Below are 25,958 nucleotides of genomic sequence, written 5' to 3'. Positions count from 1 at the left end.
GCGAGAGGCCCGGGAACCTGTGGTTCCCGGGCCTCTCGCGCCCCCGAGGCTCGTGCACCCCCTGACGACGCACGAACCTCGACGCGCCCCGTGCGTGTCGACGGTCCCCGGACCGGTTGATGCGCACGGCCGCGCCAGATCTACAAGGTGAGGCTCTCCACGAGGGACGGGCAGAGCGTCGCGTCGTCGGGCAGCTGCTCGAGCCATGTGCGTGCGGGTGATCGCAGCTGTGGCTCCAGGCCGAAGCCTGAGAACCGCTCGGCGGTGATCGCGTCGACGCGTGCCCGCACCGTCGTGACGGTGCGGGGTGCGGTCGCACGGTCGACGAGCATCGCGAAGAGCCCTGGGCGCAGCTGCGCCGAGGGGTGACCCGTTCCGAGGACGTCGAGGAGGACGGACCCGACGATCGCTCCGGCACGGAACCTTGTGAGGGTCGACGCGCCGTCGAGCCGCACGTCGAGGACGAGCAGCGCGTGCGCGTCCCACGAGCGAGCACCTTCGGGCGCGTCGTAGAGCTCCTGCAAGCGGGCGACGAGGTAGCCATGCGTGCGGAGACCGGTGACGGGGTCGGTGCAGCCCGTCTGGGGTTCGACCTCGGTGCCGGTGGCCCATCCGATCGCGACCTCCCGGACGAGCTCGGGCTCCGCAGGAAGCCCGACAGCCCGGAACAGGCACATGAGGTCGTCGATCGTCTCGGACATGGTGACCCCGACGTGGGCGCGTGCTTCGCCGAGCCGGCGGACGGCCTCGGCGGGGTCGGTGCCGTTGACGAACGCCTCGACCACGGCTTCGGTCGCGGGGTGCGACCAGTCGCCGGGGTGGCGCCACACGGTGTCGAGCGCGCGGGTTCGCCACGAGCCGAGGAGGTGGAGCTCCTCGGCGTGGGCGTGTGGTTCGCGGTGCGTCATACCCCATGAGAGGGGGGAGGTTCGCGGTCATGACGCGAAACCCGTAGCCTGTTTTTGCGTGGCAGATCCGTCAGGGGGTGGTGCCGTGAGCGAGGACGTCGCTGTCGGGGACTACGTCCAGTCAGACGCTGAGCTCATCACGGCCGTGCGCAGGGGCGACACGGCCGCTTTTGGTGTACTCTTCGCGCGGCACTCGGCGGCTGCGACGGCGGTCGCGCGTCGGTATCTGCCGGAGTCGGACGCCGATGACGCGGTGGCGGGCGCGTTCGAGAAGGTGCTCGGGGTGCTGAACGCGGGCAAGGGCCCGGACGTCGCGTTCCGTGCGTATCTCTTCACAGTCGTGCGTCGCGGTGCGGTGGAGATGCTCGAGCGGGGACGGCGGGCCGCACCGACGGACGACGACCGTGTGTTTGAGTCGGCGGTGGGCCCGCTCGCGTCGTCGGAGGATCCGGCGCTCAAGGGTTTCGAGGACCGGACGGTCGCGCGTGCGTTCCAGGCGTTGCCGGAGCGGTGGCGGTCGGTCCTCTGGTACACGGACATCGAGGGGGTGTCGCCGGCGGAGGTCGCTCCTGCGCTCGGCATGACGCCGAACGCGGTGTCGGCGCTCGCGTACCGCGCGCGTGAGGGGTTGCGGCAGGCGTACCTGCAGGCGCACCTCGCGGACGTCGCGGACGACGACGCGTGCGCGCGCATGAACGCGCAGCTCGGTGCGTACGTGCGTGGCGGGTTGTCGCGTCGTGAGGCGACGCGTGGTGAGGCGCACCTCGAGGACTGTGGGCGATGCCGGGCGGTCGCGCTCGAGCTCGGTGACCTGGCGGCGGGCATGCGGGCGACGGTCGCCCCGCTCGTCGTCGGGCTGCTGGGCCTGGCGGCGCTCGGTGGGTTGCCGCTCGTCGTCGCGGGTGCGGGTGCGTCGGCGGCTGGGGCTGCAGGGCTGTCCCTTATACCCATCTGACGCTGCCGACGGCCCCTTACGCGTTGATTTCCGTGCTCGTCACACGCCTCAGAAAAAAAANGGAGGGGGCGGGTCAGGTGAGGGGTGGGTCAGGTGAGGAGGCGGTCAGGTGAGGAGGCGGCGTTCGAGTCGCGCGAGGTCGTCGTCGCTCATGCCGTGCGCGCGCAGGTAGGGGCGCGTCGCCTCCCGCGACCCGTCCTCGACGGTGTCGAGGAACTCCTCGAGCACCTCGGCAGGGCTCGTGACGAGCACCTCCGTGTACGACTCGGCGTCGTCGCCGACGAAGCGGCGGAGCAGCTCGAGCTTCGCGTCGAGCCACGGCCCGCGCAGGCGCGCCTCGGTCTCGGCATAGTTCGCGATGACGTCGTCCCGCGCGACGCCGACGGCCCGCAGCGCGAGCGCGACCGTGAGGCCGGTGCGGTCCTTGCCCGCGGTGCAGTGGACGAGCACGCCGCCCGGCGCGGACCCGTCGGCCGTGGACCTGCGAACGTCGGTCGCGCCACCCTCGGTCCCGGGAATCTCGCCCCTGGAGGTGCCGACCGCCCCAGGCACACCGGGCGCCGCGACGAACCGCACCGCCTCCGTGAGCGTCGTGCCGCAGTCGGCGGCCATGCTCACGTACATCGCGCGCAGCGACGTGCCGACCGTCGCGAACGAGCGCGCCGAGCCCGCGAAGATCGGCAGGCTGCGCACCTCGAAGCCTGCGGCGGCGAAGGGCGTCGGCTGGTGCGAGGCCTCCTCGAGGTCGCGCAGGTCGAGGACGTGCCGCACGCCGGCCGCGCGCAGCGCGTCGAGCGCGGACCCGTCGAGCGGACCGGGCGCGTCGGACCTGAGCAGGACGCCGGGCCGCACGGTCGAGGACCCGGCTGCGAGCCCGCCGACGTCGCGGAGGTTGGCGAAGCCGAGGACGGTCGAGAGGTCGAGGGCGCTCATGCCGTGATCCTCCCACCGACGGCGGCGGGAGTCGCGGGGCGTGCGGGCACGGGCAGCAGGTGGGGAAGGAGACCGACGAGCGTCTCGCTCGTGCCTGCGTCGAGACGGAGTGTCGCGTGCTCGTCGCCGCGGGTCGCGCCGCGGTTGACGATCGCGACGGGCGTCCCGCGCCGGGCGGCGTGGCGGACGAACCTCAGTCCGGAGTGCACGGTGAGCGAGGACCCCGCGACGAGGAGGACGTCGGCGTCGTCGACGAGCGCGAACGCGCGCTCGACGCGCTCGCGCGGCACCTGCTCACCGAAGTAGACGATGTCGGGCTTGAGCACGCCGCCGCACGTGTCGCACGGGGCGACGACGAACCCGGCGGTCGACTCGATGACGGCGTCGGCGTCGGGCGCGATCTCGATGTCCCCGACGGGGCCGCGGGACTCGCGGAAGCCGGGGTTGAGGGCTGTGAGGCGAGCATCGAGCGCTTCACGTGGAACGACGGTGCCGCAGGTCAGGCACGTGACGCGGTCGAAGGACCCGTGGAGGTCGACGACGGTGCGCGTTCCGGCGCGCTGGTGGAGCGTGTCGACGTTCTGCGTGACGACGCCCGTGACACGCCCGGCCGCCTCGAGGGCCGTGAGCGCGCGGTGGCCGTCGTTGGGGCGCGTCGCGGCCATGTGCTTCCACCCGACGTGGTTCCGCGCCCAGTAGTGCCGCCGGAACCCTTCGGAGCTGATGAACTGCTCGTACGTCATGGGGTTGCGTGGCGTCGACCCGGGCCCGCGGTAGTCGGGGATGCCCGAGTCCGTCGAGAGCCCGGCGCCAGTGAGCACGAGCGTGCGCGCACCGCGCATGAGCGCGGCGAGGTCGTCGAGGCGGGAACGGGAGACAGGCATCCCGTGACGCTACGCCGGGCGCGGGTGTGGCGCAGTGACCCACGACGCAGCCTGCCGGGATGTAGCCCGAGTCGACGAAGGCCTTGCGCTATCGGATCGCGTCGTGCAAGATGGCATTAGAACGTTTCAATCGACGCTCCGAAGATGCCTCGCGAGATTGAAACGATTCAAAGGTTGCGAGCGTCGATGCCCGCGGCCCGCCCCCGGGCGATAGCTCAACGATGAGTCCGAGGCTCTCGCCTCGGGGAAGGACATGCAATGATGCGCAGGAACCACAGGACCGCTCGCCTCGCCATGGCAACCGGCGCCACCCTTGTCGCAGCGCTTGCGCTCACCGCGTGCGGCAACAGCGGAGGCGACACGACGCCGACGGGCGGCGGAGGCGCCGACGGCGTCAAGGTTGCGTTCATCCCGAAGATCCAGGGAATCCCGTTCTTCGAGGCGATGAACAGCGGCGGCAAGGACGCCGCAACCGAGTTCGGCTTCACCTGGGTCTACTCGGGTGCCACGACGGCCGACCCGGCCGCACAGGCCGACGTCGCCCGCTCGCTCATCCAGCAGAAGGTCGACGCGCTCGCTGTCGCACCCAACGACCCCGACTCCATGGCGCCGGTCCTCCAGGACGCCAAGAACGCGGGCATCGTCCCGTTCACCGCCGACACCGACGCCGCGAGCTCAGCCCGCGAGTTCTTCGTCTCCCAGGCCTCGACCGAGGGGATCGGCGGCGCGCTCATCGACCAGCTCGCCACCGCCATGGGCGACAGCGGCGAGTTCGCGATCGTCTCGTGCGGCCGCACCGCAGCCAACCTCAACGCATGGATCGACGTCATCAAGTCAAAGGCTGCGGCTGACTACCCGAACCTCAAGCTCGTCGACACGGTCTACGCCGACGAGGACCAGGCCAAGGCCGTCACCATGGCCAAGGACCTCATGAACGCGCACCCGAACCTCAGCGGACTCATCGGTCCGTGCACGACCGCTGCCCCGGGCATCGCCCAGGCCGTCGACGAGGCCGGCAAGACCGGCACGGTCCGCACCGTCGGCGTCGGCACCCCGCAGGCCATGCTTCCGTTCCTCACGAACGGTTCCTCCTCCGCCTCGGTCCTCTGGAACGTCGAGGACCACGGGTACCTCACCGGCTGGGCCGGGTGGCAGGCCGCCCAGGGCATCGCGTTCCCGTCGGACGGCCAGCCGTTCGACGTCGGCCGCCTCAAGGGCGTCACGTACGACGCCGCTTCCAAGGTCCTGCTCCTCGGTGACCCGCTGATCCTCACGGCGGACAACGCGGGCGACTACGACTACTGACCGAGCCCTCGCCCGGGGTGCGTGACACGCACCCCGGGCCCGACCCACGACGAGGTGAGCGAGAGATGACCATCAGTCAGGAGCCGCGCGCGGTGCTGCTCTCCGCCCGCGGGATGCGCAAGTCCTACGGCGGAATCAGGGCGCTGCGCGGTGTCGACTTCGACATCCGCGTTGGTGAAGTGCATGGCCTCGTCGGCGAGAACGGCGCCGGCAAGTCGACGCTCATCAAGATGCTCGCCGGCGCGGAGACGCCCGACGAGGGCGTCGTCACCGTGTCTGACGCGACGGTCGCCCCCGGCGACCCGCAGGCGTCGCTCGCAGCGGGCATCTCGACTGTCTACCAGGAGCCGAGCCTGTTCGGTGAGCTCTCCGTCGTCGAGAACATCTTCCTCGGCAGGGAGCTGACCCAGGGCGGACGTGTCCTGTGGGACGAGCAGGACCGGCGCGGCATCGAGTTGCTCGAGATGCTCGGGCTCGACCCGTCGATCGCGCGACGCAATGTCGCCGACCTGCCGGTAGGCGAGCAGCAACTCGTGTCGATCGCCAAGGCCTTCGCGACGAAGGTCAAGGTGCTCATCCTCGACGAGCCGTCCGCGATCCTCTCCGACCGCGAGATCGACATGCTCTTCACCGTCGTCCGGCGTATGCGGGACGCGGGCACCGGCGTCATCTACATCAGTCACCGACTCGACGAGCTCGGCAAGATCTCGGACCGGGTGACGGTCATGCGGGATGGGGAGGTCGTCGCGACGCGGGACACCCGAGAACTGACGACGCGGCAGATCGCCGAGCTCATGGTCGGACACGAGCTCGGCACCGTCGACGTCACCTCGGAAGGGGTCGGACGCCCGGTGCTCGAGGTCACGGACCTCGCCGCCGGCAAGTCGCTGCGTCACATCTCCTTCACGCTCCACGAGCGCGAGGTGCTCGGCATCTACGGGCTCATCGGGTCCGGCGCGGACGAGGTGGCGCGCGCCCTCTACGGCATCACCCCGGCCAGGTCCGGGACGCTCAAAGTCAACGGACGCGAACGGCGCCTCCGCTCGCCTCGTGCCGCGAAGGCGGCGGGGATGACGATGGCCCCGGGCAACCGCAAGCGGGACGGTGTCTTCCTCGACAAGTCGCTGACGTTCAACATGGCGTCGAGCCACCTCAAGCACTTCGCGTCGGCGCTGGGCGTCATGAGCGCCAAGCGCGAGCGCGCGACGATGCACGAGCTCATGTCGACCTTGCGCATCAAGGCGACGTCCCCGGAGACGCGCATCGGCACGTTGTCCGGCGGCAACCAGCAGAAGGTCGTCATCGCTCGGCAGCTCGTCGAGACGCCTGCGGTGACGATCCTCGAGGAGCCGACGCAGGGCGTCGACGTGGGTGCGCAGGAAGAGATTCATAGGCTGGTCCTCAAGGTCGCGCGCGACGGAGCGTCGTGCCTCGTCGTCTCGACGGACCTCGAGGAGATCCGCACGCTCTGTGACCGGATCATCGTCATGCATGCGGGGCGTGTCGGGGCGATCCTCGACCGAGGGGCGCCAGCGTCCGACCTCCTCGCGGCCGCGTCCGGCGACGCCGACCCCGTCGCCCCGACCGAGGGAGTCGAAGAATGAGCCAGACAACTGCGCCCGCGCGGCCGATCCGTGCGCGATCGGCGCGTCGCCCGGTCCTCGAAGGTCAGGAGCTCGTCCTCATCGGCGTGATCGCCGTCCTGTGGCTCGTCCTGTCGTTGATGACGGACACGTTCTTCACCGGCGCGAATATCCGGACGATCCTCTACGCGATCGCGCCCGTCGCGATCATCGGTGTCGGTATGACTGCCGTCATGGTGACTGCCGGTATCGACGTCTCCGTCGGTTCCCAGCTCGCGATCGTCACAGCGATCGTCGCGACGATGATCCGCGACTCCGGGACGGGCCTTGCGGGGGCGGTCGTCATCGCGCTCGTCGTGGGCTGCCTCCTCGGCTCCGTCAACGCCGCGCTCATCGTCTTCGGCCGGATCCATCCGATGATCGTGACGTTCGGAACGCTCAACATCTTCCGCTTCGTCGCGCTCCAGGTCTTCGGCGACGCACAGATCGCCGGTGTTCCCGACGTCTTCCGCCCGATCGGTGGGTCGTCGACCGCCGTGACCTTCGGAATCCCGAACGCGATGTGGCTGACGCTCCTGCTCGTTGCGGTCCAGTGGGCGTACATGCGCTACTGGGCGGGTGGCCGGCACATCTACGCGATCGGCAACGACCAGCACGCTGCACGGCTCGCGGGCGTGCGCGTCAACATGCGCCTCTTCCTCGTCTACGTGAGCGTCGGCGCCATGGTGGCGATCGCGTCGCTCGTCCAGCTCGGCTCGGGCGGTCTCGTCCAGCAGAACGTCGGCATTGGCCTCGAGATGCAGGTGATCGCCGCGTGCGTCATCGGTGGCACCTCGGTCCTCGGTGGCCGAGGGACCGTCGTCGGCACCCTGCTCGGCGCCGTGCTCATCGGGACGGTGACGAGCGCGATCACGCTGCTCGGCCTCTCGTCCCAGCTGTCGAATCTCTTCGTCGGAGTGTTCATCGTCCTCGCGGTCGGCATCGACCTCGTCCGTCAGAACAGGAGGTCGCGGCTGTGACCATCACGACCAGCACTGAACAGGGCGAAGCGCCCACGGCGGGATCTCGGGCGGTCTCCGTCCTCGCCGCGATCGGCCGCCGGCTCCTCACCGACCGCGTCCTGCTCCTCGCGGTGCTCATCGTCGCCCTCATCCTCACGGCGACCGTGCTCGACGCGTCCGCGGCGCTCGTCGCCCCGTTCACGCTCAGCTACCTGTCCGTGTCGCTCATCTCGTTCGTCCCGCTTGCGCTCTTGGCGCTCGCGCAGACGATTGTCATCCTTTCGGGCAAGAGCGGGATCGATCTGTCGGTCGGGGGTGTCGTGTCGCTCGGCGGGATGATCTTTGGGTACCTCGTCGTCGGCCTCGAGCTCTCGGTCCCGCTCGCGTCCGTCATCACGCTCGTCGCGACGACGCTCATGGGCGCGGCCAACGGCTACCTCGTCGGGTATCTCGGCTTTCCGCCGCTCATCGCGACCCTCGCGACGGGCTACGCCTTCGGCTCGATCGCCATGGTGAGCCACGACGGCGCTCCCTTCTCGGGGCCTGCGCTCACCGAGCTCAACTCGATGACCCACGGTCTCGGCGACGGCGTGCTCGCGATTCCCCTGCACGTGCTCACCGTCCTCCTACCCGTCGCGATCCTCGCGTGGTTCGCGCTCAACCGCACCCGGTGGGGGCGCTCGCTCTTCGCCATCGGCACGAACGACAACGCGGCGCGGTATTCGGCGATCGATACGCGGCTGACGCGGACCTCCGCGTACGCGGCGTCGGGCCTCCTCGCGGGCCTCACCGCGATCGTCAACGTCGCGCAGTTCGCGTCGGCTCGGCCCGACGCTGGCATCGCCGGCAACGGGATGGCGCTGCCCGCGATCACCATCGCCGTGCTCGGCGGGGCTGCGATCGCCGGTGGAATCGGCCGGATCGGCGGAACGGTGCTCGCAGCACTCTTCGTCGTCTGGCTCAACGCTGTGATCCTCATCTCCTTCCAGGGCTCGATGGGGCCGAGGATCCAGCTGCTGGCCCTGGGCCTCGTGCTCGTGGGCGCCGTGCTGCTCAATACATTCGCCTCACGGCGATACGGACTGCGGCAGTAACGACGACAACCAGCAGCCCGGGGTCGTCCCGGCCGCACAAGGTGGCCGGGGCGACCGCGTGGGATCGATGGAGACAGACGTGCAGAACATCAACAACAAGGGCGAACAACCAGCTGCCACCGGGTCGCGTGGACGTCGGCGTACGACCGTCGGCATCAAGGACGTCGCCGCGCGCGCCGGGGTTTCGGTGGCAAGCGTCTCGAACGCGCTCAACAGGCCGGAGATCGTCAGCGACGAGCTCGCACGACGCGTCTCCGCTGCCATCAAGGAGCTCGGATTCGTGCCGAGCGCGACCGCCCGGTCGTTGCGTACCGGCCGCGTCGAGTCGATCGGCGGCCTGTTCTTCGACCTCGCGAACCCGTTCTACGCCTCTGTCGCCCGTCACATGAGCTCGACCGCTGCCGACCGCGGCTACGCGGTGACCGCGTCGAGCTCGGACCAGGACGTGTTTCGCGAGGAGATGAGCCTCGACTTTCTCTACGGGCGCGGAATCCGCGGGATCGCGGTCTCGACCGCGCGCCATGATGTCGGTCCGCTGCTGCGCCTCCAGGAACGTGGAATGTCGCTCGTCCTCGTTGCGCAAGGCTCCCCACACCCCGATCTCGGATGGATCGGCGTCGACGACAGACGGGCGATGTCCGAGCTGACCGAGCACGTCATCGCCACGGGCCGGCGCAGGATTGGTGTGATCAACGGGCCCGGACGCGCGATCCAGCACGAGAACCGCATGCGCGGCGTCCGGGATGCGGTGCGACGCGCAGGGCTCAGCGACCTTGCTCAGCCGATCGAGATCATGGCCTCGGCTCCCGACATGGCAGGTGGACGGGCCGCAGCCAGAACCCTCGTCGAACGCTTCCCTGACCTCGACGCCATCATGTGCATCAACGACTACACCGCGACCGGTGCGCTCGCGGCGCTGCAGGAGACGGGACGACGCGTCCCCGAGGACGTGGCACTCACGGGATTCGACGACGTCGACGTCGCCCGCGTGCTGGCGGTCCCCCTCACGACCGTCCGGCAGCCGGTCGAGATGATCGGCCGGCGTGCAGCGGAGCTCCTCATCGACGCCGTCGAGTCCGGCACGCACATCCTGCCTCCGACCCCGCTCGACCACGTGGTCGTGGTCCGGGGGTCGACCACTGGTACGACACACAACCTCCAGACGCCAGAAGGGCGGGAACTCTCATGACACAGCAAGTCTTCGAGCAGCGGCACGCGGAGATTCGCGAGGCTTTTGACGCAGCACGCGCAGCGGATCCGGAGCGCTTCTCTCGGCCGCTGGATCTCTCGTGGTCCAACTGGGGTTTTGGCCTCGAGCCGCTCGAGGACTCGTGCGCCCGGCTTGCGGGCGCGGGGCTCTCGTACATCGAGCTGCACGGCAACCACTACGGCGCCGACCTGGGCTATGAGGTCGACGCGACGCTCGGAACCCTCGCGCGCCACGGGCTTGCCGTCTCCGGCGTGTGCGGGATGTTCTCGGAGGACAACGACCTCTCGAGCAACCGCCCCGTCCAGCAGCAGGAGGCCATCGACTACATACGCCGCGAGGTGGAGTTCACGTCGGCGGTGGGTGGCGCCTACCTGCTCGTCGTGCCTGGCGCTGTCGGGCGTCCGGACGCCTACGACACCTCCGAGTTGCCGCGGTCCGTCGATGCGTTGCGCCGTGCGGCGGATGTCTTCGTCGAGCACGGCATCAAGGGAGCTATCGAGCCGATCCGCTCGGCCGAGGTGTCGTTCGTCCACACCGTCGACGACGCGGTCGCCTACATCGAGGCCGTCGACCATCCCGGTGTGCAGCACATCAATGGGGACGTCTATCACATGCAGTCGGAGGAGCGGAACATCGCCGATGCCGTGCTCCGCGCGGGCGACCGCCTCGTCAACCTGCACATGGCGGACTCGAACCGTCGGGCGCTGGGCGAGGGCTCGATGGACCTCGACGCGATCATCATGGCGCTCTACCTCATTGGCCACAACCAGCCCGGGCGGTTCGTCACACCGGAGCCACTCGGGCCGGGCGCAGGCCCGTACGCGGCGCGGACGGCGCTCCCGGATCCCGCGCGCCTCGACGCGCTCGTCAACCGGACCGTGTCGTACTTCCGTGAGCGTGAGGCGGTCGTGCTCGCGTCGTGATAGCTGCCGCAGCCGGGCTGCGGGAGGCGAGGGTGTCAGCGCGTCGGTGACGAAGATGGAGGTGTGCGTAATGAGCGGGACGAACGAGGCCGAGCCCTCGGCTGTGCTCGGCCGTGGAAGCGCGGTGCTGGGGATCGAGCTGGGGTCGACGAGAATCAAGGCTGTTCTTGTCGGCGCCGGCGATACCCCGATCGCGGCCGGGTCGAGTGCCTGGGAGAGCAGCTACGTCGACGGTTCGTGGACGTACGGTCTCGACGAGGTGTGGGCGGGGGTGCAGGCGGCGGTGTCGGCTGTGCTCGACGACGCGCAGGCCCGCTGGGGGGTGCGCCCGGCGAGCTTCGCGGGCGTCGGTGTTTCGGGGATGATGCACGGATACCTTGCGTTCGACGCGAACGGCGAGCTTCTCGTCCCGTTCCGGACGTGGCGCAACTCGTCGGCCGCGCCCGCGGCTCGTGAGCTGTCCGCACTCCTCGGCGTGAACATCCCCGAGCGATGGTCGATCGCGCACCTCGTCCAGGCCGTGCTCGACGCCGAGCCTCACGCCGGGTCGCTCGACTTCGTCACGACGCTGGCCGGCTATGTGCACTGGCGGCTCACGGGACGTCGTGTGCTCGGCGTCGGCGATGCGTCAGGGATGTTCCCGCTCGACCCCGTGACGCACGAGTACGATGCTCAGCGCTGTGCCGTGGTCGAGGAACTTCTGGCGGAGCACGGTGCGCCGTTGCGCATCCGGGAGCTCTTCCCGCAACCGCTCGTCGCCGGGGCCGAGGCCGGTGCGCTCACCGCTGAGGGAGTGCTGCTCCTCGACCCGACAGGGGCGATCGTCGCGGGCGCGCGCATGTGCCCGCCCGAGGGTGACGCAGGGACCGGGATGGTGGCGACGGGTGCAGTCCGGCCCCGGACCGGGAACGTCTCGGTCGGTACCTCGATCTTCGCCATGATCGTGCTCGAGCGGCCGCTGAGCCAGGTGCACGACGAAGTGGACCTTGTCGCGACGCCGTCCGGGGACGACGTCGCGATGGTGCACTGCAATAACGGGGCGAGCGAGCTTGGGGTGTGGGCCGGCGTCATGGGTGAGGCGGCGGCCGCCCTGGGCGCGCCGACGGACCCGGATGCCGTCTTCGCAGCGCTCCTCGGCGCTGCGCTCGAGGGCGAGGCCGACGCTGGTGGTGTGCTGTCCTTCAGCCTGCTCGCGGGGGAGCCGATCCTCGGGCTTGGCGACGGGCGCCCCATGGTCGTTCGTTCGCCAGGAAGCCGGATGACGCTCGCTAACTTCATGCGGTCGCAGGTGTACGGGATCTTCACGACGCTCCATGTCGGGATGCGCGTGCTCGCTGCGGAGGGTGTCGGGGTCGACGTCATGCAGGCGCACGGCGGGGTGTTCCGCACGCCGGGCGTCGCTCAGCGGTTCTGTGCCGCTGCTGTCGGAGCGCCCGTCGCAGTCGCGCAGACCGCGGGTGAGGGTGGTGCGTGGGGGATGGCGGTGCTCGCCTCGTATGCGCTCCGGGGCGCTGGACGGACGCTCGCCGACTATCTCGACGCAGAGGTCTTCGTCGGCCGCGCAGACCCCGTGGTGAGCCCGCAGGACGAGGACGTCGAGGGCTTCCGACGTTCTGTTGCGGGGTTCGAGTCTGGACTTGCGGCGGTCCGCGCCGCAGTGGAGTCGCTGCGGTGATCGTCGGGTCCCGCAGTGAGACAGGAGTGACGTCATGAACGCAGCAGAGAACTGGTCGGCCGAGGTCCGCGCCGACGTCGCACGCGTCCGCGAGAAGGTCGCGCGCCTCCACGCCGAGCTGCCCCGCTGGGGCCTCGTCGTGTGGACCGCCGGCAACGTCTCCGAGCGCGTGCGCGTCCCCGGCGGCGAGGACCTCCTCGTCATCAAGCCGTCCGGCGTCACCTACGACGAGCTCACGGCCGACGCGATGGTCGTGTGCGACCTCGACGGCACGCTCGTCGACGGTGATCGTGCACCGTCGTCGGACACCGCCGCGCACGCCTACGTCTACCGGCACATGCCCGAGGTCGGGGGCGTCGTCCACACGCACTCGACGTACGCGACGGCCTGGGCTGCGCGCGGCGAGGAGATCCCGTGTGCGCTGACGATGATGGCGGACGAGTTCGGGGGGCCTGTGCCTGTCGGGCCGTTCGCGCTCATCGGCGACGACTCGATCGGTCGCGGCATCGTCGAGACCCTCACGGGCTCCCGCAGCCCCGCCGTCCTCATGCGCAACCACGGTCCGTTCACGATCGGTCGCGACGCGACCGCCGCGGTCAAGGCCGCGGTCATGGTTGAGGAGGTCGCGCGCACCCTGCACATCGCCCGCCAGCTCGGCGAGCCCGACCTCATCGCCGACGAGCACGTCGACGCCCTCTACGCCCGTTACCAGAACGTCTACGGCCAGCACTGACACCGAACGATCGGCGCCCCACAGTCTCGGAGCGCGACTCGATTTCGGATTCGGGCCGTCGTGCTTGTATTCTCGTCGGGCTAGGTAGCGTGTCCGAGCGGCCGAAGGTGCAGCACTCGAAATGCTGTGTGGTTCATAGCCACCGTGGGTTCAAATCCCACCGCTACCGCCAGCGAGACGAAGCCCCCCACGGTTCACCGTGGGGGGCTTCGTGCTGTCGCTTCCTCTGGCGCGGCCGGAGGTCACGCGCCTATCCGCCGTCCGTGAGGCGGAACTCGTAGCCGTCCGTGAACGCGTTGCCCCTGTGGGTGACCTGCGTGCTTGCAGGCCTGATGACGGCGCAGTGCGGGTGGCCCGTCTCGGTGCCGAACGTGTTGTCGACGACGCTCACGCCCGCGATCGCACCGCGCCCACTCTCGGCGAGGTTGATCGAGCACGCGCCTCCGTCGATGAGGTTGCCTTCGATGTGCACGTCGCTCACACCTGACGGGCCCTGGACGATCATCACGGAGGCGCTCCGCGAGCCCTCGAAGCGGTTGCCGACGATGCGGAAGCCGCGACCGTGCGAGATCTGGATGTTGTCGTCATGGCTCGGCCCGCCGCCGTGCAGGGGGTCGCTCGCGTAGTGGAGGTTGTCGTGGAACCACGATGCCTCGACGTGGACTCCGCCGCCTGTCGTCGAGAGCTGGTCGATGACGTCGTGGACGTCGGTGCGGAGCATCGTGAGGTTCGAGCCGACGACGCCCTTGATGAGGTGGCTCGGGTGCGCCGCATAGATCTCGGTGTCGACGATCCTGGTGCCGTTAGCGTCCTCGGAGATCTGCACGAGATAGCTCTGCTGCGTGACGGGGCGCCCGCGAACGATGCTGCGCTTGATCGTCACGTCGTCGGCGTAGATCTTCACGAGCCCGCGGACGTCGACGGCGTCGATGACGGTCCCGTCCTGGGTGATGGTGAGGTCGCCGTCGTGCCGGGTGAGCTTGGTGCCCCGAGGCACTCCGGTCGTCGACGGGCCGGGGTACGTGCGGGGCGGGGCTGCGGTCGGCTCGGGCAGCGTCTCTGGTGAGGGCGCCGGGGTCGTCGGCTCTCTGCTGGGGCGAGGGTCAGGCGGGGTGGTCTGCCTGGGCTCGGATGTCGTGGGTGGCGTCGTCTCGGGAGGAGCGCTCGTCGTCGGAGGCGCAGTCGGAGGCTGCGGCCGGTCCGTCGTCGGCCCGGGAGCGCCAGGGGCGCCCGACGGGTCGAGGGTCGTGGACGGTGAGGCGCTGGGTGCCTCCGCGTCAGTGGTGCCGGGCGTCGTGGGGACGTCGTCGGGCGGCGTGCGCGTCACCCCCACCGGGTCGCGCAGGATGGAGCGGGATGCCGGAGCGCCGGCGTCACCGTGACCGTCCGTGGTAACTGTCGCGGGCCCGAAGAAGTCTGCGGGCAGCGGCTCGGCCGTCATCCGGCCGATGACGGTCAGCCCGACCGGCGCGGTGAGGGCGAGCACGGCTGCGGCGAGCGACGACACGAGCAGGACGTGGCGCGGGCGAGGGCGATGCATGCCAATGATGGTGTGCCCGCGAGCGGCGACCTGTCCCCCGGAACGCCGGGATCGTCCCGGATGGTGGACCGCGGGGGGTGCCCGCACCCCCCTGCGGGCGGTTCTGTCAGGCCACCCGGAGCGTCGTCACGCAGGTCGGGTCGTCGTCGCTGGTGCCGAGGTTCACCTGGCCGGTGCGGCCGTCCTCGGTGGTGACGGACAGCGTGCCGGTGGTGCCGCGGGGCAGCCAGGTGCCGACGAACCCGTTGGCGCCGGTGCGGGTCTCGGCGGTGTGGACGACGGTGCCGTCCCCGTCCGTGACGGTGAGGGTGACGGGCGTGTCGACGAGCTCGCCCTGGCAGGTCGTGAGGGAGTGGTAGAAGCACTCGTGGGTCGTCTCGGCGAAGGGTGCGACCGAGACGTAGAAGAGGTCGGCGGGCAGAGGCAGGGTGGCTTCGCCGGCGTCGGTCGTGAGGAGCAGGTGGTCGGTGCGGACGCTCGCCATGAGCTCGCTGGGGCGGTCGTCGCCGCCGAGGGTCTCGAGGTGGTCGACGAGCTCGCGGCCGTCGCGGCCGGTGAGGTTGAACGGTGCGAGCAGTGCTGCGGCGTCGATGGCGGCCGGTGCGGTCGACGGCGCGGTGGGGGCGGCGTCGGGCCCGGGGGTGCAGGCGCTGAGCACAAGGGCTGCGGCCAGGGCGGGTGCTGCGGTGAGCAGGTGGCGGCGTCGCACGTGCGGTCTCCTTCGGTGGGGATTCAAGACTCTAAGGTACCCCGCCGGGGTATTGTGCGCGGGAGGGACGAAGGTCCCGTCGGATCTGACACGCGAGCAACGTTGCAGCGAGCACGCATAGGCTGGGGGCGTGACCCCGCAGAGCGCCCAGACCTCGCCCGCCACGACCCAGCCCTGGTGGCGCGAGGCCGTCTTCTACCAGGTGTACCCGCGGTCCTTCGGGGACACGACGGGCGACGGCACCGGCGACCTCGCCGGCATCACGGCCCGCCTCGACCACGTCGCCTCGCTCGGTGTCGACGCCCTGTGGCTCTCGCCCTTCTACCCGTCGCCGCAGGTCGACGCAGGCTACGACGTTGCCGACTACTGCGACGTCGACCCCATGTTCGGCACGCTCGACGACCTCGACACGCTCGTCGCGGCCGCGCACGCGCGCGGCCTGCGCGTGACGATCGACCTCGTCCCCAACCACTGCTCCGACCAGCACCCCTGGTTCCAGGCCGCGCTCGCGGCCGGCCCCGGCAGCCCCGAGCGGGAGCTCTTCCACTTCGTCGACGGGCGCGGTGAGCACGGCGAGCTCCCCCCGAACAACTGGCGGTCCGCGTTCGGCGGACCGTCGTGGACGCGCGTCACCGAGCCTGACGGCACGCCGGGCCAGTGGTACTACCACCTCTTCGCGCCCGAGCAGCCCGACTTCAACTGGGGCCGCCCCGAGGTCCTCGCCGAGTTCGAGCGCATCCTGCGCTTCTGGCTCGACCGCGGCATCGACGGCTTCCGCATCGACGTGTCCGACGCGCTCATCAAGGACACGGCGTGGGAGGACACGCCTGACGGCAACCCGCTCATCCCCAAGGACGACGCGAGCGGAGTCCACGAGATCTACCGGGCGTTCCGCGCCGTCATGGACTCCTACGACGGCGACCGCATGGCCGTCATCGAGACGGGGGCGCCCGACGACGTCGTCGCGCTCTTTCTCCGGCCCGACGAGATGCACCTCGCGTTCAACTTCCGCTTCGTCAAGGCGGGTTGGGACGCGGCCGCGATCCGCGCGGCGGTCGACGAGTCACTCGCGGCGTACGGCGCAGTGGGTGCGCCGACGACGTGGGTGACGGACAACCACGACACGACGCGCTCGGTGACGCGCTACGGCGCGGACGTGCGGCTCGAGGGCGAGTACGTGCCGGGTTCGACGGCTGAGCTCCCGCTCGACGGCGCCGCGCTCGCTCGCGGCACGCGCCGCGCTCGCGCCATGGCGGTGCTCCTGCTCGGGCTGCCGGGCGCGGCCTACGTGTACGCGGGGCAGGAACTTGGGCTCCCGGAGGTCGTCGACCTCCCTGCCGAGGTCCTCCAGGACCCGATCGTCGCGCGCTCGGGCGGCACGTCGCGCGGGCGCGACGGCTGCCGCGTTCCGCTGCCCTGGGCGGGCTCGCGGCCGCCGTACGGCTTCGCGCCCGACGGCACGACGACGTGGCTGCCGCAGCCGGAGGACTGGGCGTCGCTGACGGCGGAGTCCCAGGCCGACGACGACGCCTCGATGCTCGCGCTCTACCGGGCGCTCGGCACGCTCCGGCGTGCCGAGCCCGCGCTGCGGGGCGGTGACGTCGAGTGGCTCGAGCAGACGGCGACGCGCCTCGTGCTGCGCCGGACCCCGGCCGCGGGCGTCGGGGGCCGGGCGCTCACGCTCGTCGTCAACCTCGGTGAGGAGGCGGCACCGCTGCCCGACGGTGAGCTGCTCCTCGCGACTGCGCCGCTCGTCGGGGGGATGCTCGCGGGCGAGTCTGCGTGTGTCCTCGCCTGACCGCGGGCGGTCGGGCGGGTGAGGGTGCTCGGCGACGGGTGACCCACCGCTGTACCGGTTGCTGCCCCCCGCGCGCGTTGCCAGACTTCTGAGTGCACGACCCCTGTCCGCTCTGCGCCAGGGAAGGCGGTGCGCCCGGAACGATCCGGTCGCCCTCACACCGAGGAGTCCTGCGATGGCCGCAGACACGACGACGCACTCGCACCCGACGACGGTGTCGGAGCCGCGCGACGCAGCGGAGGACATCCGCGTCGCCCTGCATCGGCTGAGCTCGTCGGCGCCCGAGGAGTTCTTCAACATCGCCAACGACCTGCGTGCGCTCGGCTGCGACGACGCGGCCGTGCCGTTCTACGAGAAGGCCATCGAGGCGGGTGTCCCCGAGGCCACATACAACCTCGCGCTGCTCCACCACGAGCATGGCCGCACCGAGACTGCGCGGTCCGGGTTCGTCGCGGCCTCGGAGGCGGGTGACGCCAAGGGTGCGTTCATGGCGGCGCAGATCTTCGAGGCCTGCGGTGACGACGACCGTGCGGCGCTCCACTACGCGCGGGCACTCGAGCTCCCGGAGACCCCCGTGCGGCTTGCGCGCGTCCTGCGTCGCATCGGCCTCGCACAGGAGGCCGACGACATCGTCGCCGAGTCCGCCGCCATGAGCTGGGAGTCCGCGGTCGAGCACGCGCTGCGCGACACGACCCCGGTGGCCGAGGGGCTCACGCACCTCGACCACCACTGGTCGCGCGGCGAGACGCGCGTCGCTGTGACGCTTGCGCTGCTCCTCGAGGAGGACGGCCGGGCCGACGACGCCGAGGCGGTGCTCCTCGTCGCCGCCGAAGCCGGTGACGTCCAGGCGCTCACGAACCTCGGCACGCACTGGCGTGACAACGGCGACCTCGAGGCCGCCCGCCGTGCATGGGTCGACGCGGCGTTGCGCGGTGACGCGCTCGCCCAGCGGCTCCTCGAGCAGCACCCCGCGTGACACGCCCCACCTGACGCGCCCCCGCCTGACGCGCACCGCCAACCCGCATTACCGCAGGTTCGCGTCGCGAGCGCGCCGCGAGACCGTCCTCTCGACAGGTGGGACGAGGAGTAGGATGCTCCGCGGCGCGGCGCCCCTGCGCGCGCTCCCTCTCGCACCAGACTCCTGATGGGAACCCACATGGCTCTGTGGACCGTGCACGGTGACGGCAAGACCGTCCGACCCGGGGAGGCTGTCGCCCCCCTCGAACGACTCTCCTGGCCGCGGACGATCGGCATGGGCATGCAGCATGTCGTCGCCATGTCCGGCGCGACGCTGCTCGTCCCCGCGATCACCGGGTTCCCGGCGACCGCGACGCTGTTCTTCAGCGCGATCGGCACGTTCATCTTCCTGCTCGTCAACCAGAACCGGCTCCCGAGCTACCTCGGTTCGAGCTTCGCGTTCCTCGCGCCCATCGGTGCGGCCGCGACGATGGGCGACGCCTCGGGCGGCATCCTCTTCGCCGGCGCGTGCCTCGTCGTCGTCGGCGCGCTCGGCCACTTCGCGGGCGTCGGCTGGATCGATAAGCTCATGCCGCCGGCCGTCAACGGCACGATCGTTGCGCTCATCGGCCTCAACCTCGCGCCCGCCGCATGGGGCAACTTCAAGGGCCACGAGGTCACCGGCTTCGTCACGATCCTCACCGTCGCTGTCGTCTCCGTGCTCTTCAAGGGCATCCTCGGGCGCCTGTCGATCCTCGTCGGGATTGTCGTCGGTTACGTCGTCGCCGCGATCCGCGGCGAGATCGACTTCGGCTCGAAGGCGATCAGGGACGCGGACCTCTTCGGTCTGCCCGACTTCCACACGCCGACGTTCACCGACCCGGGCCTGCTCATCATGTTCGTGCCCGTCGTCCTCGTCCTCGTCGCCGAGAACATCGGCCACGTGAAGTCCGTCGCCGCGATGACGGGCGAGAACCTCGACGACCGCGTCGGCCGCTCCCTCGTCGCCGACGGCGTCTCGACGATGCTCGCGGGCGTCGGCGGCGGCTCCGGCACGACGACCTACGCGGAGAACATTGGCGTCATGGCCGCGACCCGCGTCTACTCGACGGCCGTCTACTGGGTCGCCGGCTCGACCGCGCTCCTCCTCGCGTTCTCCCCGAAGGTCGGCGCGATCATCCAGGCGATGCCCGCGGGCGTCCTCGGCGGCGCCGGCACGATCCTCTACGGCATGATCGGCCTGCTCGGCGCCCGCATCTGGGTGCAGAACAAGGTGAACTTCTCCGACCCCGTGGTCCTGACGTCGGCGGCGGTCGCGCTCATCATGGGCATCGGCGACTACACGTTCACGATCGGTTCGATCACCCTCGGCGGCATCGCGACCGGAACGATCGCGGCGCTCGTGCTCTACCACGGCATGCGCGCGATCGCGGTGTGGCGCGGGACGTCGGCCGAGCCGGCAAGCCCGAGCTCGGTCCCGGACACGGCGGTCGGCAACCCGGACGCGTAAGTCCTCAACCCGCCCCCAAGAGTCCGAGCGGATGGCTGCTGCGAGCAGCGATCCGCTCGGACTCTTGTGTGTCGGCGGCACCGATGACGTAGCCGACCGCACGGTCGTCGTCGTCGCGTCACTACTCCGTCGTCGAACTGTCGGAGGACTCGGCGTCCTTCGCCGCCTTCTCCTCCTCCTCCGCGTCCTTCGCAGCCTTCTCAGCGGCCTTCTTCTTCGCTTCGTCGAAGCGCGCGGGCGCAGGCTGCGGCGTGATCTGCGCGGCCTCGACGCAGCCTTCGACGGACGTCAACGGAACCTTCGAGTCGAGCTGAACCTCGTCCTCGGGCGTGACGACCGTGAACTCGGCGCCGATCGTCACGTCGACCGACTTGCCCGGGCGGTCGTCGAGCACGAGCCGTGCCTCCGGGAACCGCGCGAGCACCGTGTACGCCTGGACGAGGCCCGACGGCCCCGACGTCACGAGCGTCTGACGAGGCAGGCGCGTGTCGTTGCCCGTGCCCTCGATCGCGAAACCACGGTCGGCGAGCTCCTCGGCGACCGTCACCGCGAGGGCCGCCCGCTTGGTGCCGTTGAGCACCGTGACCTTGATCTTCGCGCGACCGGCCGGTTTCTTGTCCGCAGGGACGCACGGCTGGTCCCACGTCACCGGGGTCCCCTCGGGCTCCTTCGAGATGAAGTCCGAGGAACCGGGCAGCGAGAAGTTGCCCGTGTACGCCGCGACGCCCCCGAGGCCGGCGACCGCGAGCGTCGCGATGAGCACACCGAAGATCACGGTCTGACGCTCGTGCTCGCGGCGACGGCGCAGGGCGCGGGCCTGCTCGGGGGTGAAGCGTGCGTTCACAGGGTGGTCCTCGGCGGTGTCGTGGAGTCGTCATCAGCAGGAAGAGCGGGGGTCGCGGGCGACGGCGCGGGCGCGGGACTCGGCGTGCCGTCGCTCGACGTGGCAGCCGGCGTCACGGGCGCGGCGTCGTCCGCGACGACGAGGACGCGCGCGTGCAGCACCGCACGCTGCTGAAGCGCGGCGCGCACAGCGCGGTGCAGCCCGTCCTCGAGGTACATGACGCCCTTGTGCTGGACGACGTGCGCGAAGAGGTCGCCGTAGAACGTCGAGTCGTCCGAGAGCAGCGAGTCGAGGCTCAGTGTCTTCTTCGTCGTCACGAGCTCGTCGAGCCGCACCTGACGCGGCGGCACCGCCGACCAGTCCTTGGGCGTGACGAGGCCGTGGTCGGGGTACGGACGGCCCTCGCCGACGCCACGGAAGATCACGCCAGCGAGTCTAGGGCGCGCGTCGTCCCGGGACCCGGGAAGCCCGCCGTCCTGCGCACGACCTTCACCGGACGCGGCCTGGGCGCGACGCACGTAGACCTCACGGACGCTCGTCCGACGGATCTGGCCTGCGGACATGGGTGCACCTCCGGGGTGGGGTCGTGGGTGGGCTCGGGGCGGCGGCGGGTGGGACGTCGCGCTGGTGGGTGCGTGCCGCGTGTCTCGCGGGGCGAGCACGCGTCAGCGCGTGCGGGCCTTGCGGACGACGAGGACGGCGGCCGTGACGACCGCGAGCACCAAGGCCACGGCGCCGCCGACGACGAGTAGGTCCGAGCCGTCCTCGGGCGCGGGCGTCGGAGCGGCCGTCGCCGAGGGGGCGGGAGTCGTCGGTGCTTCGGACGTCGGAGCGTCCGTCGTCGGAGCCTCGCTCGTCGGCGCGGCCGACGTCTCCTCGGGAGCCGTCGTCGGCTCCGCAGCCGTGACCGTGAACGTGCTCGTGCCGTCGACCGGGTGACCGTCCTCGGACGTCACCCGCCACACGAGCGTGTACTCGCCCGGGCCCGCGTCCGTGATCGCCTGGACGACGTCCTTCTCACCGACGACGCTCGCGCCGTCGGACACCGTCGACCCGTCCGGGCCCGTGACCTCGAGCACCGAACCGACCGCGAGGATCGGGGCGCTGTAGTCGAGACGCACCTCCGCGGGCGCGGCGTCGAGCGTCGCGCCGTCGGCGGGCGTCGGGACCGGGGGCGGGTTGTGCGCCGATGCCGGGGAGGCGTGAACGGGCGAAAGCGCGAGCAGGACGGCCGCGAGCACGCAGGAACCACGAAGGACAGAACGCATGGCCCCATGGTCCCACCATTCGGCGCGTCGCGACTCGGCCCTGGGTAGGACATGCCGCAACCGACCCACCCGGCGCGGTCCCTCCCCGCGACTCGTAGGTGCTGGGCACTGTTCGATGTGCTGGAGACCTACGAGTCGGGGGAGCCGGGCTCCTCGCTTCGCTGCGGGCCCTCCCGAATCCGCTCCGTGCGTTCGCAGAACGAGAGAGACCCTCGAACCGAAAAGCGTGGTTCGAGGGTCTCTCTCATTCTGCGGAGGATGGGGGATTCGAACCCCCGAGGGCTTGCACCCAACCGCCTTTCCAAGACGGCGCCATAGGCCACTAGGCGAATCCTCCTGGCAACAGCGTCTCCGAGAATACCCGAGGATGGCTCGCAGGCCGAATCCGCGCGGGCCAGCCCCGCAGCGGGGCGCTGCGGCGCGGGGCGGGCCGATTCGGCCGGGGGCGTGGCCCTCCGCTAGACTTCCGGGCAGACCCCTCGTGCGGCGTTATCTCGCTGAACTCCCCCAGGGCCGGAAGGCAGCAAGGGTAGGTGAGCTCTGGCGGGTGCACGGGGGGTCCTTTGTGTCCGCGCTGTCTCTCCGCGCCACGGAGGCGCGCCACGGAGGCGCCCAGCGATGCCCGGTCACGTCGGGGGCCGGCGCGCAATCGTGAGCCCACGAAGCACTCGCCATGTGGACACTCGTGAACGAGCAGCATCGGCGGAATCTCCGCGTTCACGTCCTTCGATGCACTGCCGTCGCGAGATCGTACGGTCCACCATGCGAGATTCTGCCGGTGCTGGCTGGCCCTCGCCGTCGTCGTCGGCGCATGGTTGTCCCATGACCGCCACCCGCTGCACCACGACCCGCACCGCCGCGACCTGTCGTCGCGACGTGATGTGCGGGCGAATGCCGCAGCGGGCCGCGCAGGCCTGAGCCACCGAGCCGCGTCCAGAGGGACCCGACCGCGCCGCGGTCGTCAGTCGGAAGGCCTCCCTGCCGGGCACCCCAGGTGCCCTGATCCCCGCCTCACCCCAGAAGCACGCCTCCGGACGGTCGTGCCTCGGAGCAGACCCCGGATCCCCATGCCTCCTGGCGCACACGCGCCGCAGCGTGCAGCCCCTGCACGCGAGACACACGAAGCGAGAACTCCCATGAACCGCAAGCTCACCGCACTCGCCGCGACCGCCGCCCTCGCGCTCGGTCTCGCCGCCTGCTCCTCCGACGACGGCACGCCCGCCGCGACGGGCACGACGTCCGGCGGCACGACGCCCGTCAAGGTGCGCGTCGGCGTCGTCGGCTCGCAGGACGACCAGTGGCCCGTGCTCGTCGAAAAGGCCAAGGCCGAGGGCATCGAGGTCGAGCTCGTGAACTTCACGGCCTACCCCGAGCCCAACCCCGCGCTCACGCAGGGCCAGCTCGACCTCAACCAGTTCCAGCACATCCAGTACCTCGCGGACTACAACGTTTCGGCCGACGAGGACCTCGTCGCGCTCGGCTCGACCGCGATCTACCCGCTCGCGCTCTACTCCGAGAAGCACACGTCGGTCGCCGACATCCCCGAGGGCGGCGAGATCGCCGTCCCGAACGACCCGACGAACCTCAACCGTGCGCTCTTCGTCCTCCAGAGCGCGGGCCTCGTCCAGCTCCGTGACGGTGGAACCCTCTCGTCGACCGAGCTCGACGTCCTGCCCGAGTCGAAGGTCAAGGTGACGCCGGTCGACGCTGCGCAGACCGCGATCTCCCTGAAGTCGGTCGACGGCGCGATCATCAACAACGACTTCATCGCCGACGCGGGCCTCGAGCCCACCGACGCCCTCGCGCAGGACGACCCGGCGTCCGTCGGCGCGCGTCCGTACATCAACGTGTGGGCCGCCCGCGCCGAGGACAAGGACAACCCGACGTTCCTCAAGCTCATCGAGCTCGCCCAGACCCCCGAGGTCGAGGAGGCGCTCAAGACCGCGTCGGGCGGCACGGGCGTCATCGTCCACGAGGACGCCGCAACCCTCGCGGGCTACCTCGCGGACGTCGAGGCGCAGGTGCGCGCAGGCGAGTGAGTACATGCCCGGGGCGCGCAGCGCGCGCCCCGGGCATGACGACGGTGCGGCCGGGGCAGGCGTCACCGTCGCGGTCGTCGCCCGGGATTTCAGGGGGCCCTGGGCGGCGACCGTTCGAGCACGGCACGATAGGGGTGGCACCGCACGCCCTGACGACGACAGGACCCACGCCGCATGAGCCAGACCCAGCCCAAGGTGCTCTTCGAGAACGCCACGAAGATCTTCCGCACGGCGAAGGGCGAGGTGCGTGCGGTCGACGGCGTCGACCTGGCGATTGGCGACGGCGAGATCTTCGGCGTCATCGGCTACTCGGGCGCCGGCAAGTCGACGCTCGTGCGCCTCATCAACGCGCTCGAGCCGGTGACGAGCGGTCGCGTGCTCGTCGACGGCCGTGACGTCCACTCCCTCAAGGAGTCCGAGCTGCGCGCGGCCCGCGCCGGCATCGGCATGATCTTCCAGCAGTTCAACCTGCTCGCCTCGCGCACGGTCGCGGGCAACGTCGCCTATCCGCTCAAGGTCGCCGGGTGGTCGCGTGCCCGACGCGCCGCGCGCGTCGCCGAACTCCTCGAGTTCGTCGGCCTCTCCGACAAGGCCCGCGCGTACCCGTCGCAGCTTTCGGGCGGCCAGAAGCAGCGCGTCGGCATCGCCCGCGCCCTCGCGACGAACCCGACGATCCTCCTCGCCGACGAGTCGACGAGCGCGCTCGACCCCGAGACGACGCAGGACGTCCTCGACCTCGTCAAGCGCGTCAACGTCGAGCTCGGCGTCACCGTCGTCGTCATCACGCACGAGATGGAGGTCGTCAAGTACGTGTGCGACCGCGTCGCTGTCATGGAGGACGGCATGGTCGTCGAGCACGGTGACGTGTACGACGTCTTCGCGCGGCCCCGGCACGCCGCGACCCGTCGCTTCGTCGGGACGGCGCTGCGCGACCGGCCGAGCCCGGCCGCGCTCGAGCGGCTGAGACGACGGCACCCGGGCCGCATCATCACGGTCGGCGTCCGCGAGGACGGCGGCGCGTCGGGCGAGCTCACGCGCGCGCTGCGCGACCACCCCGTCGACGGCACCGTCATCTACGGCGGCATCACGGAGATCGCGGAGCGCCCCTACGGGTCGCTCACGCTCGAGATCGCCGGTGACGACGACGCGATCGCGGCGTTCGTCGCCGACCTCGGACGCACCACGACGGTCCTCGACCTCGGCACCGCCGACCACCCCCTCGTCGACCCCGACGCCGTCGGGCCGCGTGCCTCGAAGGGAGAGCCCGCATGACCCTCGTCGCTGCTGCCCGGCCCACGGACTGGGACCGGCTCCTGCCCGTCATGTGGGAGTCGCTCGGCCAGACGCTCTACATGGTCGGCGTCGCCGTCGTCATCGGTGGAGCCGTCGGGCTCGCGCTCGGCCTCGCGCTCTACGTGACGCGCGCGGGCAACCTCTACGGCAACCGCGTCGTCAACGTCGTGCTCAACGTGCTCGTCAACATCGTGCGGCCCATCCCGTTCATCATCTTCCTCACGGCGATCGGGCCCCTCACCTATGCGGTCGTCGGCACGACGATCGGCACGAGGGCCGTCATCCTGCCGATGACGATCATGGCGTCGTTCGCGTTCTCGCGGCTCGTCGAGCAGAACCTCGTCGCGGTCGACCCCGGGGTCGTCGAGGCCGCGCGCGCCATGGGTGCGTCGCGGTTCCGGGTCGTGTGGTCGGTGCTCATCCCCGAGGCGCTCGGGCCGCTCATCCTCGGCTACACGTTCCTCTTCATCGGGGTCGTCGACATGTCCGCGATGGCGGGGCTCATCGGCGGCGGCGGCATCGGTGACTTCGCGATCCGCTTCGGCTATCAGCGCTTCAACTGGGAGGTCACGTACGTCGCGGTCATCGTCATCGTCGTCGTCGTGCAGATCGTCCAGGGGGCCGGCAACCTCCTGGCCCGCAAGGTGCTGCGGGTGTCGCGTATACACATCTGACGCTGCCGACACCGCCCGACGGCTACGTTTCTGGGGCTCTCCGTACCTCACAAAACACATAAAATCAGCGAATTGAGTTGCATGCGGAGACTTAGACCGACCAGCTGCTGTCACACTCGCAG

At 70.6% G+C, this 25,958-nt stretch carries 22 protein-coding genes, 2 tRNA genes, 1 other RNA gene and 1 pseudogene; 17 read left to right on the top strand and 9 right to left on the bottom strand.

Going from position 1 to position 25,958, the window contains the following annotated elements; all coding sequences use genetic code 11:
* Nucleotides 1-140 precede the first annotated feature (140 nt).
* Nucleotides 141-908 (bottom strand): hypothetical protein, encoded by a 768-nt coding sequence (locus C1729_RS08760; protein WP_165375464.1) that lies wholly within the window; start codon nucleotides 906-908, stop codon nucleotides 141-143.
* Between the two features lie 85 nt (nucleotides 909-993).
* On the opposite strand from C1729_RS08760, the gene C1729_RS08755 reads away from it, so the two are divergent.
* Entirely contained in the window at nucleotides 994-1,863 is an 870-nt protein-coding gene (locus tag C1729_RS08755; protein ID WP_165375463.1) for a sigma-70 family RNA polymerase sigma factor, read from the top strand.
* A gap of 105 nt (nucleotides 1,864-1,968) precedes the next feature.
* Here C1729_RS08755 and C1729_RS08750 read toward each other — a convergent pair whose 3' ends face one another.
* Together C1729_RS08750 and C1729_RS08745 are read right to left on the bottom strand one after the other, a co-directional pair.
* Nucleotides 1,969-2,796, bottom strand: a complete 828-nt coding sequence (locus C1729_RS08750; protein WP_102509602.1) for a tyrosine-protein phosphatase — start codon at nucleotides 2,794-2,796, stop codon at nucleotides 1,969-1,971.
* Nucleotides 2,793-3,680: an NAD-dependent protein deacetylase gene (locus C1729_RS08745; protein WP_102509601.1), complete on the bottom strand. Its 888-nt coding sequence runs from the start codon at nucleotides 3,678-3,680 to the stop codon at nucleotides 2,793-2,795. Before C1729_RS08745 ends, C1729_RS08750 begins: the two co-directional genes overlap by 4 nt.
* A 294-nt stretch (nucleotides 3,681-3,974) precedes the next feature.
* Between C1729_RS08745 and C1729_RS08740 the strand changes: the two genes are divergently transcribed.
* From C1729_RS08740 to C1729_RS08700, 9 genes are all read left to right on the top strand, one after another.
* On the top strand, nucleotides 3,975-4,985 hold the full coding sequence (locus C1729_RS08740; RefSeq protein ID WP_207204587.1) for an autoinducer 2 ABC transporter substrate-binding protein: 1,011 nt from the start codon (nucleotides 3,975-3,977) through the stop codon (nucleotides 4,983-4,985).
* A 65-nt stretch (nucleotides 4,986-5,050) separates the two neighbouring features.
* Nucleotides 5,051-6,589: a sugar ABC transporter ATP-binding protein gene (locus C1729_RS08735; RefSeq protein ID WP_102509600.1), complete on the top strand. Its 1,539-nt coding sequence runs from the start codon at nucleotides 5,051-5,053 to the stop codon at nucleotides 6,587-6,589.
* Nucleotides 6,586-7,587, top strand: coding sequence for an ABC transporter permease (locus C1729_RS08730; RefSeq protein ID WP_102509599.1), 1,002 nt, complete (start codon nucleotides 6,586-6,588; stop codon nucleotides 7,585-7,587). Before C1729_RS08735 ends, C1729_RS08730 begins: the two co-directional genes overlap by 4 nt.
* A complete protein-coding gene (locus C1729_RS08725; protein ID WP_207204586.1) occupies nucleotides 7,584-8,663 on the top strand; it encodes an ABC transporter permease in 1,080 nt (359 codons plus the stop codon). The genes C1729_RS08730 and C1729_RS08725 overlap by 4 nt, the downstream gene beginning before the upstream one ends.
* 67 nt (nucleotides 8,664-8,730) lie before the next feature.
* Nucleotides 8,731-9,852, top strand: coding sequence for a LacI family DNA-binding transcriptional regulator (locus C1729_RS08720; RefSeq protein ID WP_102509598.1), 1,122 nt, complete (start codon nucleotides 8,731-8,733; stop codon nucleotides 9,850-9,852).
* Nucleotides 9,849-10,796, top strand: coding sequence for a sugar phosphate isomerase/epimerase family protein (locus tag C1729_RS08715; RefSeq protein WP_102509597.1), 948 nt, complete (start codon nucleotides 9,849-9,851; stop codon nucleotides 10,794-10,796). Before C1729_RS08720 ends, C1729_RS08715 begins: the two co-directional genes overlap by 4 nt.
* A 70-nt stretch (nucleotides 10,797-10,866) precedes the next feature.
* The gene (locus tag C1729_RS08710; RefSeq protein ID WP_207204585.1) at nucleotides 10,867-12,471 is read left to right on the top strand and encodes an FGGY-family carbohydrate kinase; all 1,605 of its coding nucleotides are present in this window, start codon (nucleotides 10,867-10,869) and stop codon (nucleotides 12,469-12,471) included.
* Nucleotides 12,472-12,505: 34 nt separating this feature from the next.
* Nucleotides 12,506-13,204, top strand: a complete 699-nt coding sequence (locus tag C1729_RS08705; RefSeq protein WP_102509595.1) for an L-ribulose-5-phosphate 4-epimerase — start codon at nucleotides 12,506-12,508, stop codon at nucleotides 13,202-13,204.
* Between the two features lie 83 nt (nucleotides 13,205-13,287).
* Nucleotides 13,288-13,376, top strand: a tRNA-Ser gene (locus tag C1729_RS08700).
* Between the two features lie 78 nt (nucleotides 13,377-13,454).
* On the opposite strand, the gene C1729_RS08695 is transcribed toward C1729_RS08700, so the two are convergent.
* Nucleotides 13,455-14,744: a right-handed parallel beta-helix repeat-containing protein gene (locus C1729_RS08695; RefSeq protein ID WP_102509594.1), complete on the bottom strand. Its 1,290-nt coding sequence runs from the start codon at nucleotides 14,742-14,744 to the stop codon at nucleotides 13,455-13,457.
* Between the two features lie 106 nt (nucleotides 14,745-14,850).
* Nucleotides 14,851-15,453 (bottom strand): CueP family metal-binding protein, encoded by a 603-nt coding sequence (locus tag C1729_RS08690; protein ID WP_102509593.1) that lies wholly within the window; start codon nucleotides 15,451-15,453, stop codon nucleotides 14,851-14,853.
* A 130-nt stretch (nucleotides 15,454-15,583) separates the two neighbouring features.
* Here C1729_RS08690 and C1729_RS08685 point away from each other — a divergent pair, with 130 nt between their 5' ends.
* The 3 genes from C1729_RS08685 to C1729_RS08675 all read left to right on the top strand — a co-directional run bounded on the left by C1729_RS08685 (nucleotide 15,584) and on the right by C1729_RS08675 (nucleotide 19,718).
* The gene (locus tag C1729_RS08685) at nucleotides 15,584-17,251 is read left to right on the top strand and encodes a glycoside hydrolase family 13 protein (RefSeq protein ID WP_102509592.1); all 1,668 of its coding nucleotides are present in this window, start codon (nucleotides 15,584-15,586) and stop codon (nucleotides 17,249-17,251) included.
* A 175-nt stretch (nucleotides 17,252-17,426) separates the two neighbouring features.
* A complete protein-coding gene (locus C1729_RS08680; protein ID WP_102509591.1) occupies nucleotides 17,427-18,227 on the top strand; it encodes a tetratricopeptide repeat protein in 801 nt (266 codons plus the stop codon).
* A gap of 180 nt (nucleotides 18,228-18,407) precedes the next feature.
* On the top strand, nucleotides 18,408-19,718 hold the full coding sequence (locus tag C1729_RS08675) for a uracil-xanthine permease family protein (protein WP_102509590.1): 1,311 nt from the start codon (nucleotides 18,408-18,410) through the stop codon (nucleotides 19,716-19,718).
* A 121-nt stretch (nucleotides 19,719-19,839) separates the two neighbouring features.
* Here the strand turns inward: C1729_RS08675 and C1729_RS08670 are convergent, their stop codons facing one another.
* The 4 genes and pseudogenes from C1729_RS08670 to C1729_RS08655 form a co-directional block, all read right to left on the bottom strand.
* Nucleotides 19,840-20,562, bottom strand: a complete 723-nt coding sequence (locus C1729_RS08670) for a LytR C-terminal domain-containing protein (protein WP_102509589.1) — start codon at nucleotides 20,560-20,562, stop codon at nucleotides 19,840-19,842.
* A gap of 134 nt (nucleotides 20,563-20,696) precedes the next feature.
* Nucleotides 20,697-20,987 (bottom strand): annotated as a pseudogene (locus C1729_RS08665) (type II toxin-antitoxin system VapB family antitoxin); the annotation flags it as partial.
* A 240-nt stretch (nucleotides 20,988-21,227) separates the two neighbouring features.
* Nucleotides 21,228-21,830 carry a copper resistance CopC family protein gene (locus C1729_RS08660; protein WP_102509588.1) on the bottom strand — a complete coding sequence of 201 codons (603 nt, stop codon included), beginning with the start codon at nucleotides 21,828-21,830 and terminating at the stop codon, nucleotides 21,228-21,230.
* A gap of 252 nt (nucleotides 21,831-22,082) precedes the next feature.
* Nucleotides 22,083-22,167 (bottom strand) — tRNA-Ser (locus C1729_RS08655).
* A 133-nt stretch (nucleotides 22,168-22,300) separates the two neighbouring features.
* On the opposite strand from C1729_RS08655, the gene ffs reads away from it, so the two are divergent.
* The 4 genes from ffs to C1729_RS08635 all read left to right on the top strand — a co-directional run bounded on the left by ffs (nucleotide 22,301) and on the right by C1729_RS08635 (nucleotide 25,836).
* An RNA gene (gene ffs / locus C1729_RS08650) (signal recognition particle sRNA small type) lies at nucleotides 22,301-22,397 on the top strand.
* A 569-nt stretch (nucleotides 22,398-22,966) separates the two neighbouring features.
* Nucleotides 22,967-23,869: a MetQ/NlpA family ABC transporter substrate-binding protein gene (locus C1729_RS08645; RefSeq protein ID WP_102509587.1), complete on the top strand. Its 903-nt coding sequence runs from the start codon at nucleotides 22,967-22,969 to the stop codon at nucleotides 23,867-23,869.
* Nucleotides 23,870-24,043: 174 nt separating this feature from the next.
* On the top strand, nucleotides 24,044-25,141 hold the full coding sequence (locus C1729_RS08640) for a methionine ABC transporter ATP-binding protein (RefSeq protein WP_102509586.1): 1,098 nt from the start codon (nucleotides 24,044-24,046) through the stop codon (nucleotides 25,139-25,141).
* A complete protein-coding gene (locus tag C1729_RS08635) occupies nucleotides 25,138-25,836 on the top strand; it encodes a methionine ABC transporter permease (RefSeq protein ID WP_102509585.1) in 699 nt (232 codons plus the stop codon). The genes C1729_RS08640 and C1729_RS08635 overlap by 4 nt, the downstream gene beginning before the upstream one ends.
* Nucleotides 25,837-25,958: the final 122 nt, after the last annotated feature.

Source organism: Sanguibacter massiliensis (assembly GCF_900240335.1).
Taxonomy (GTDB): domain Bacteria; phylum Actinomycetota; class Actinomycetes; order Actinomycetales; family Cellulomonadaceae; genus Flavimobilis; species Flavimobilis massiliensis.
The sequence above is the reverse complement of the archived record's forward strand: the minus strand, read 5'-3'. Positions and strand labels throughout refer to the sequence as shown.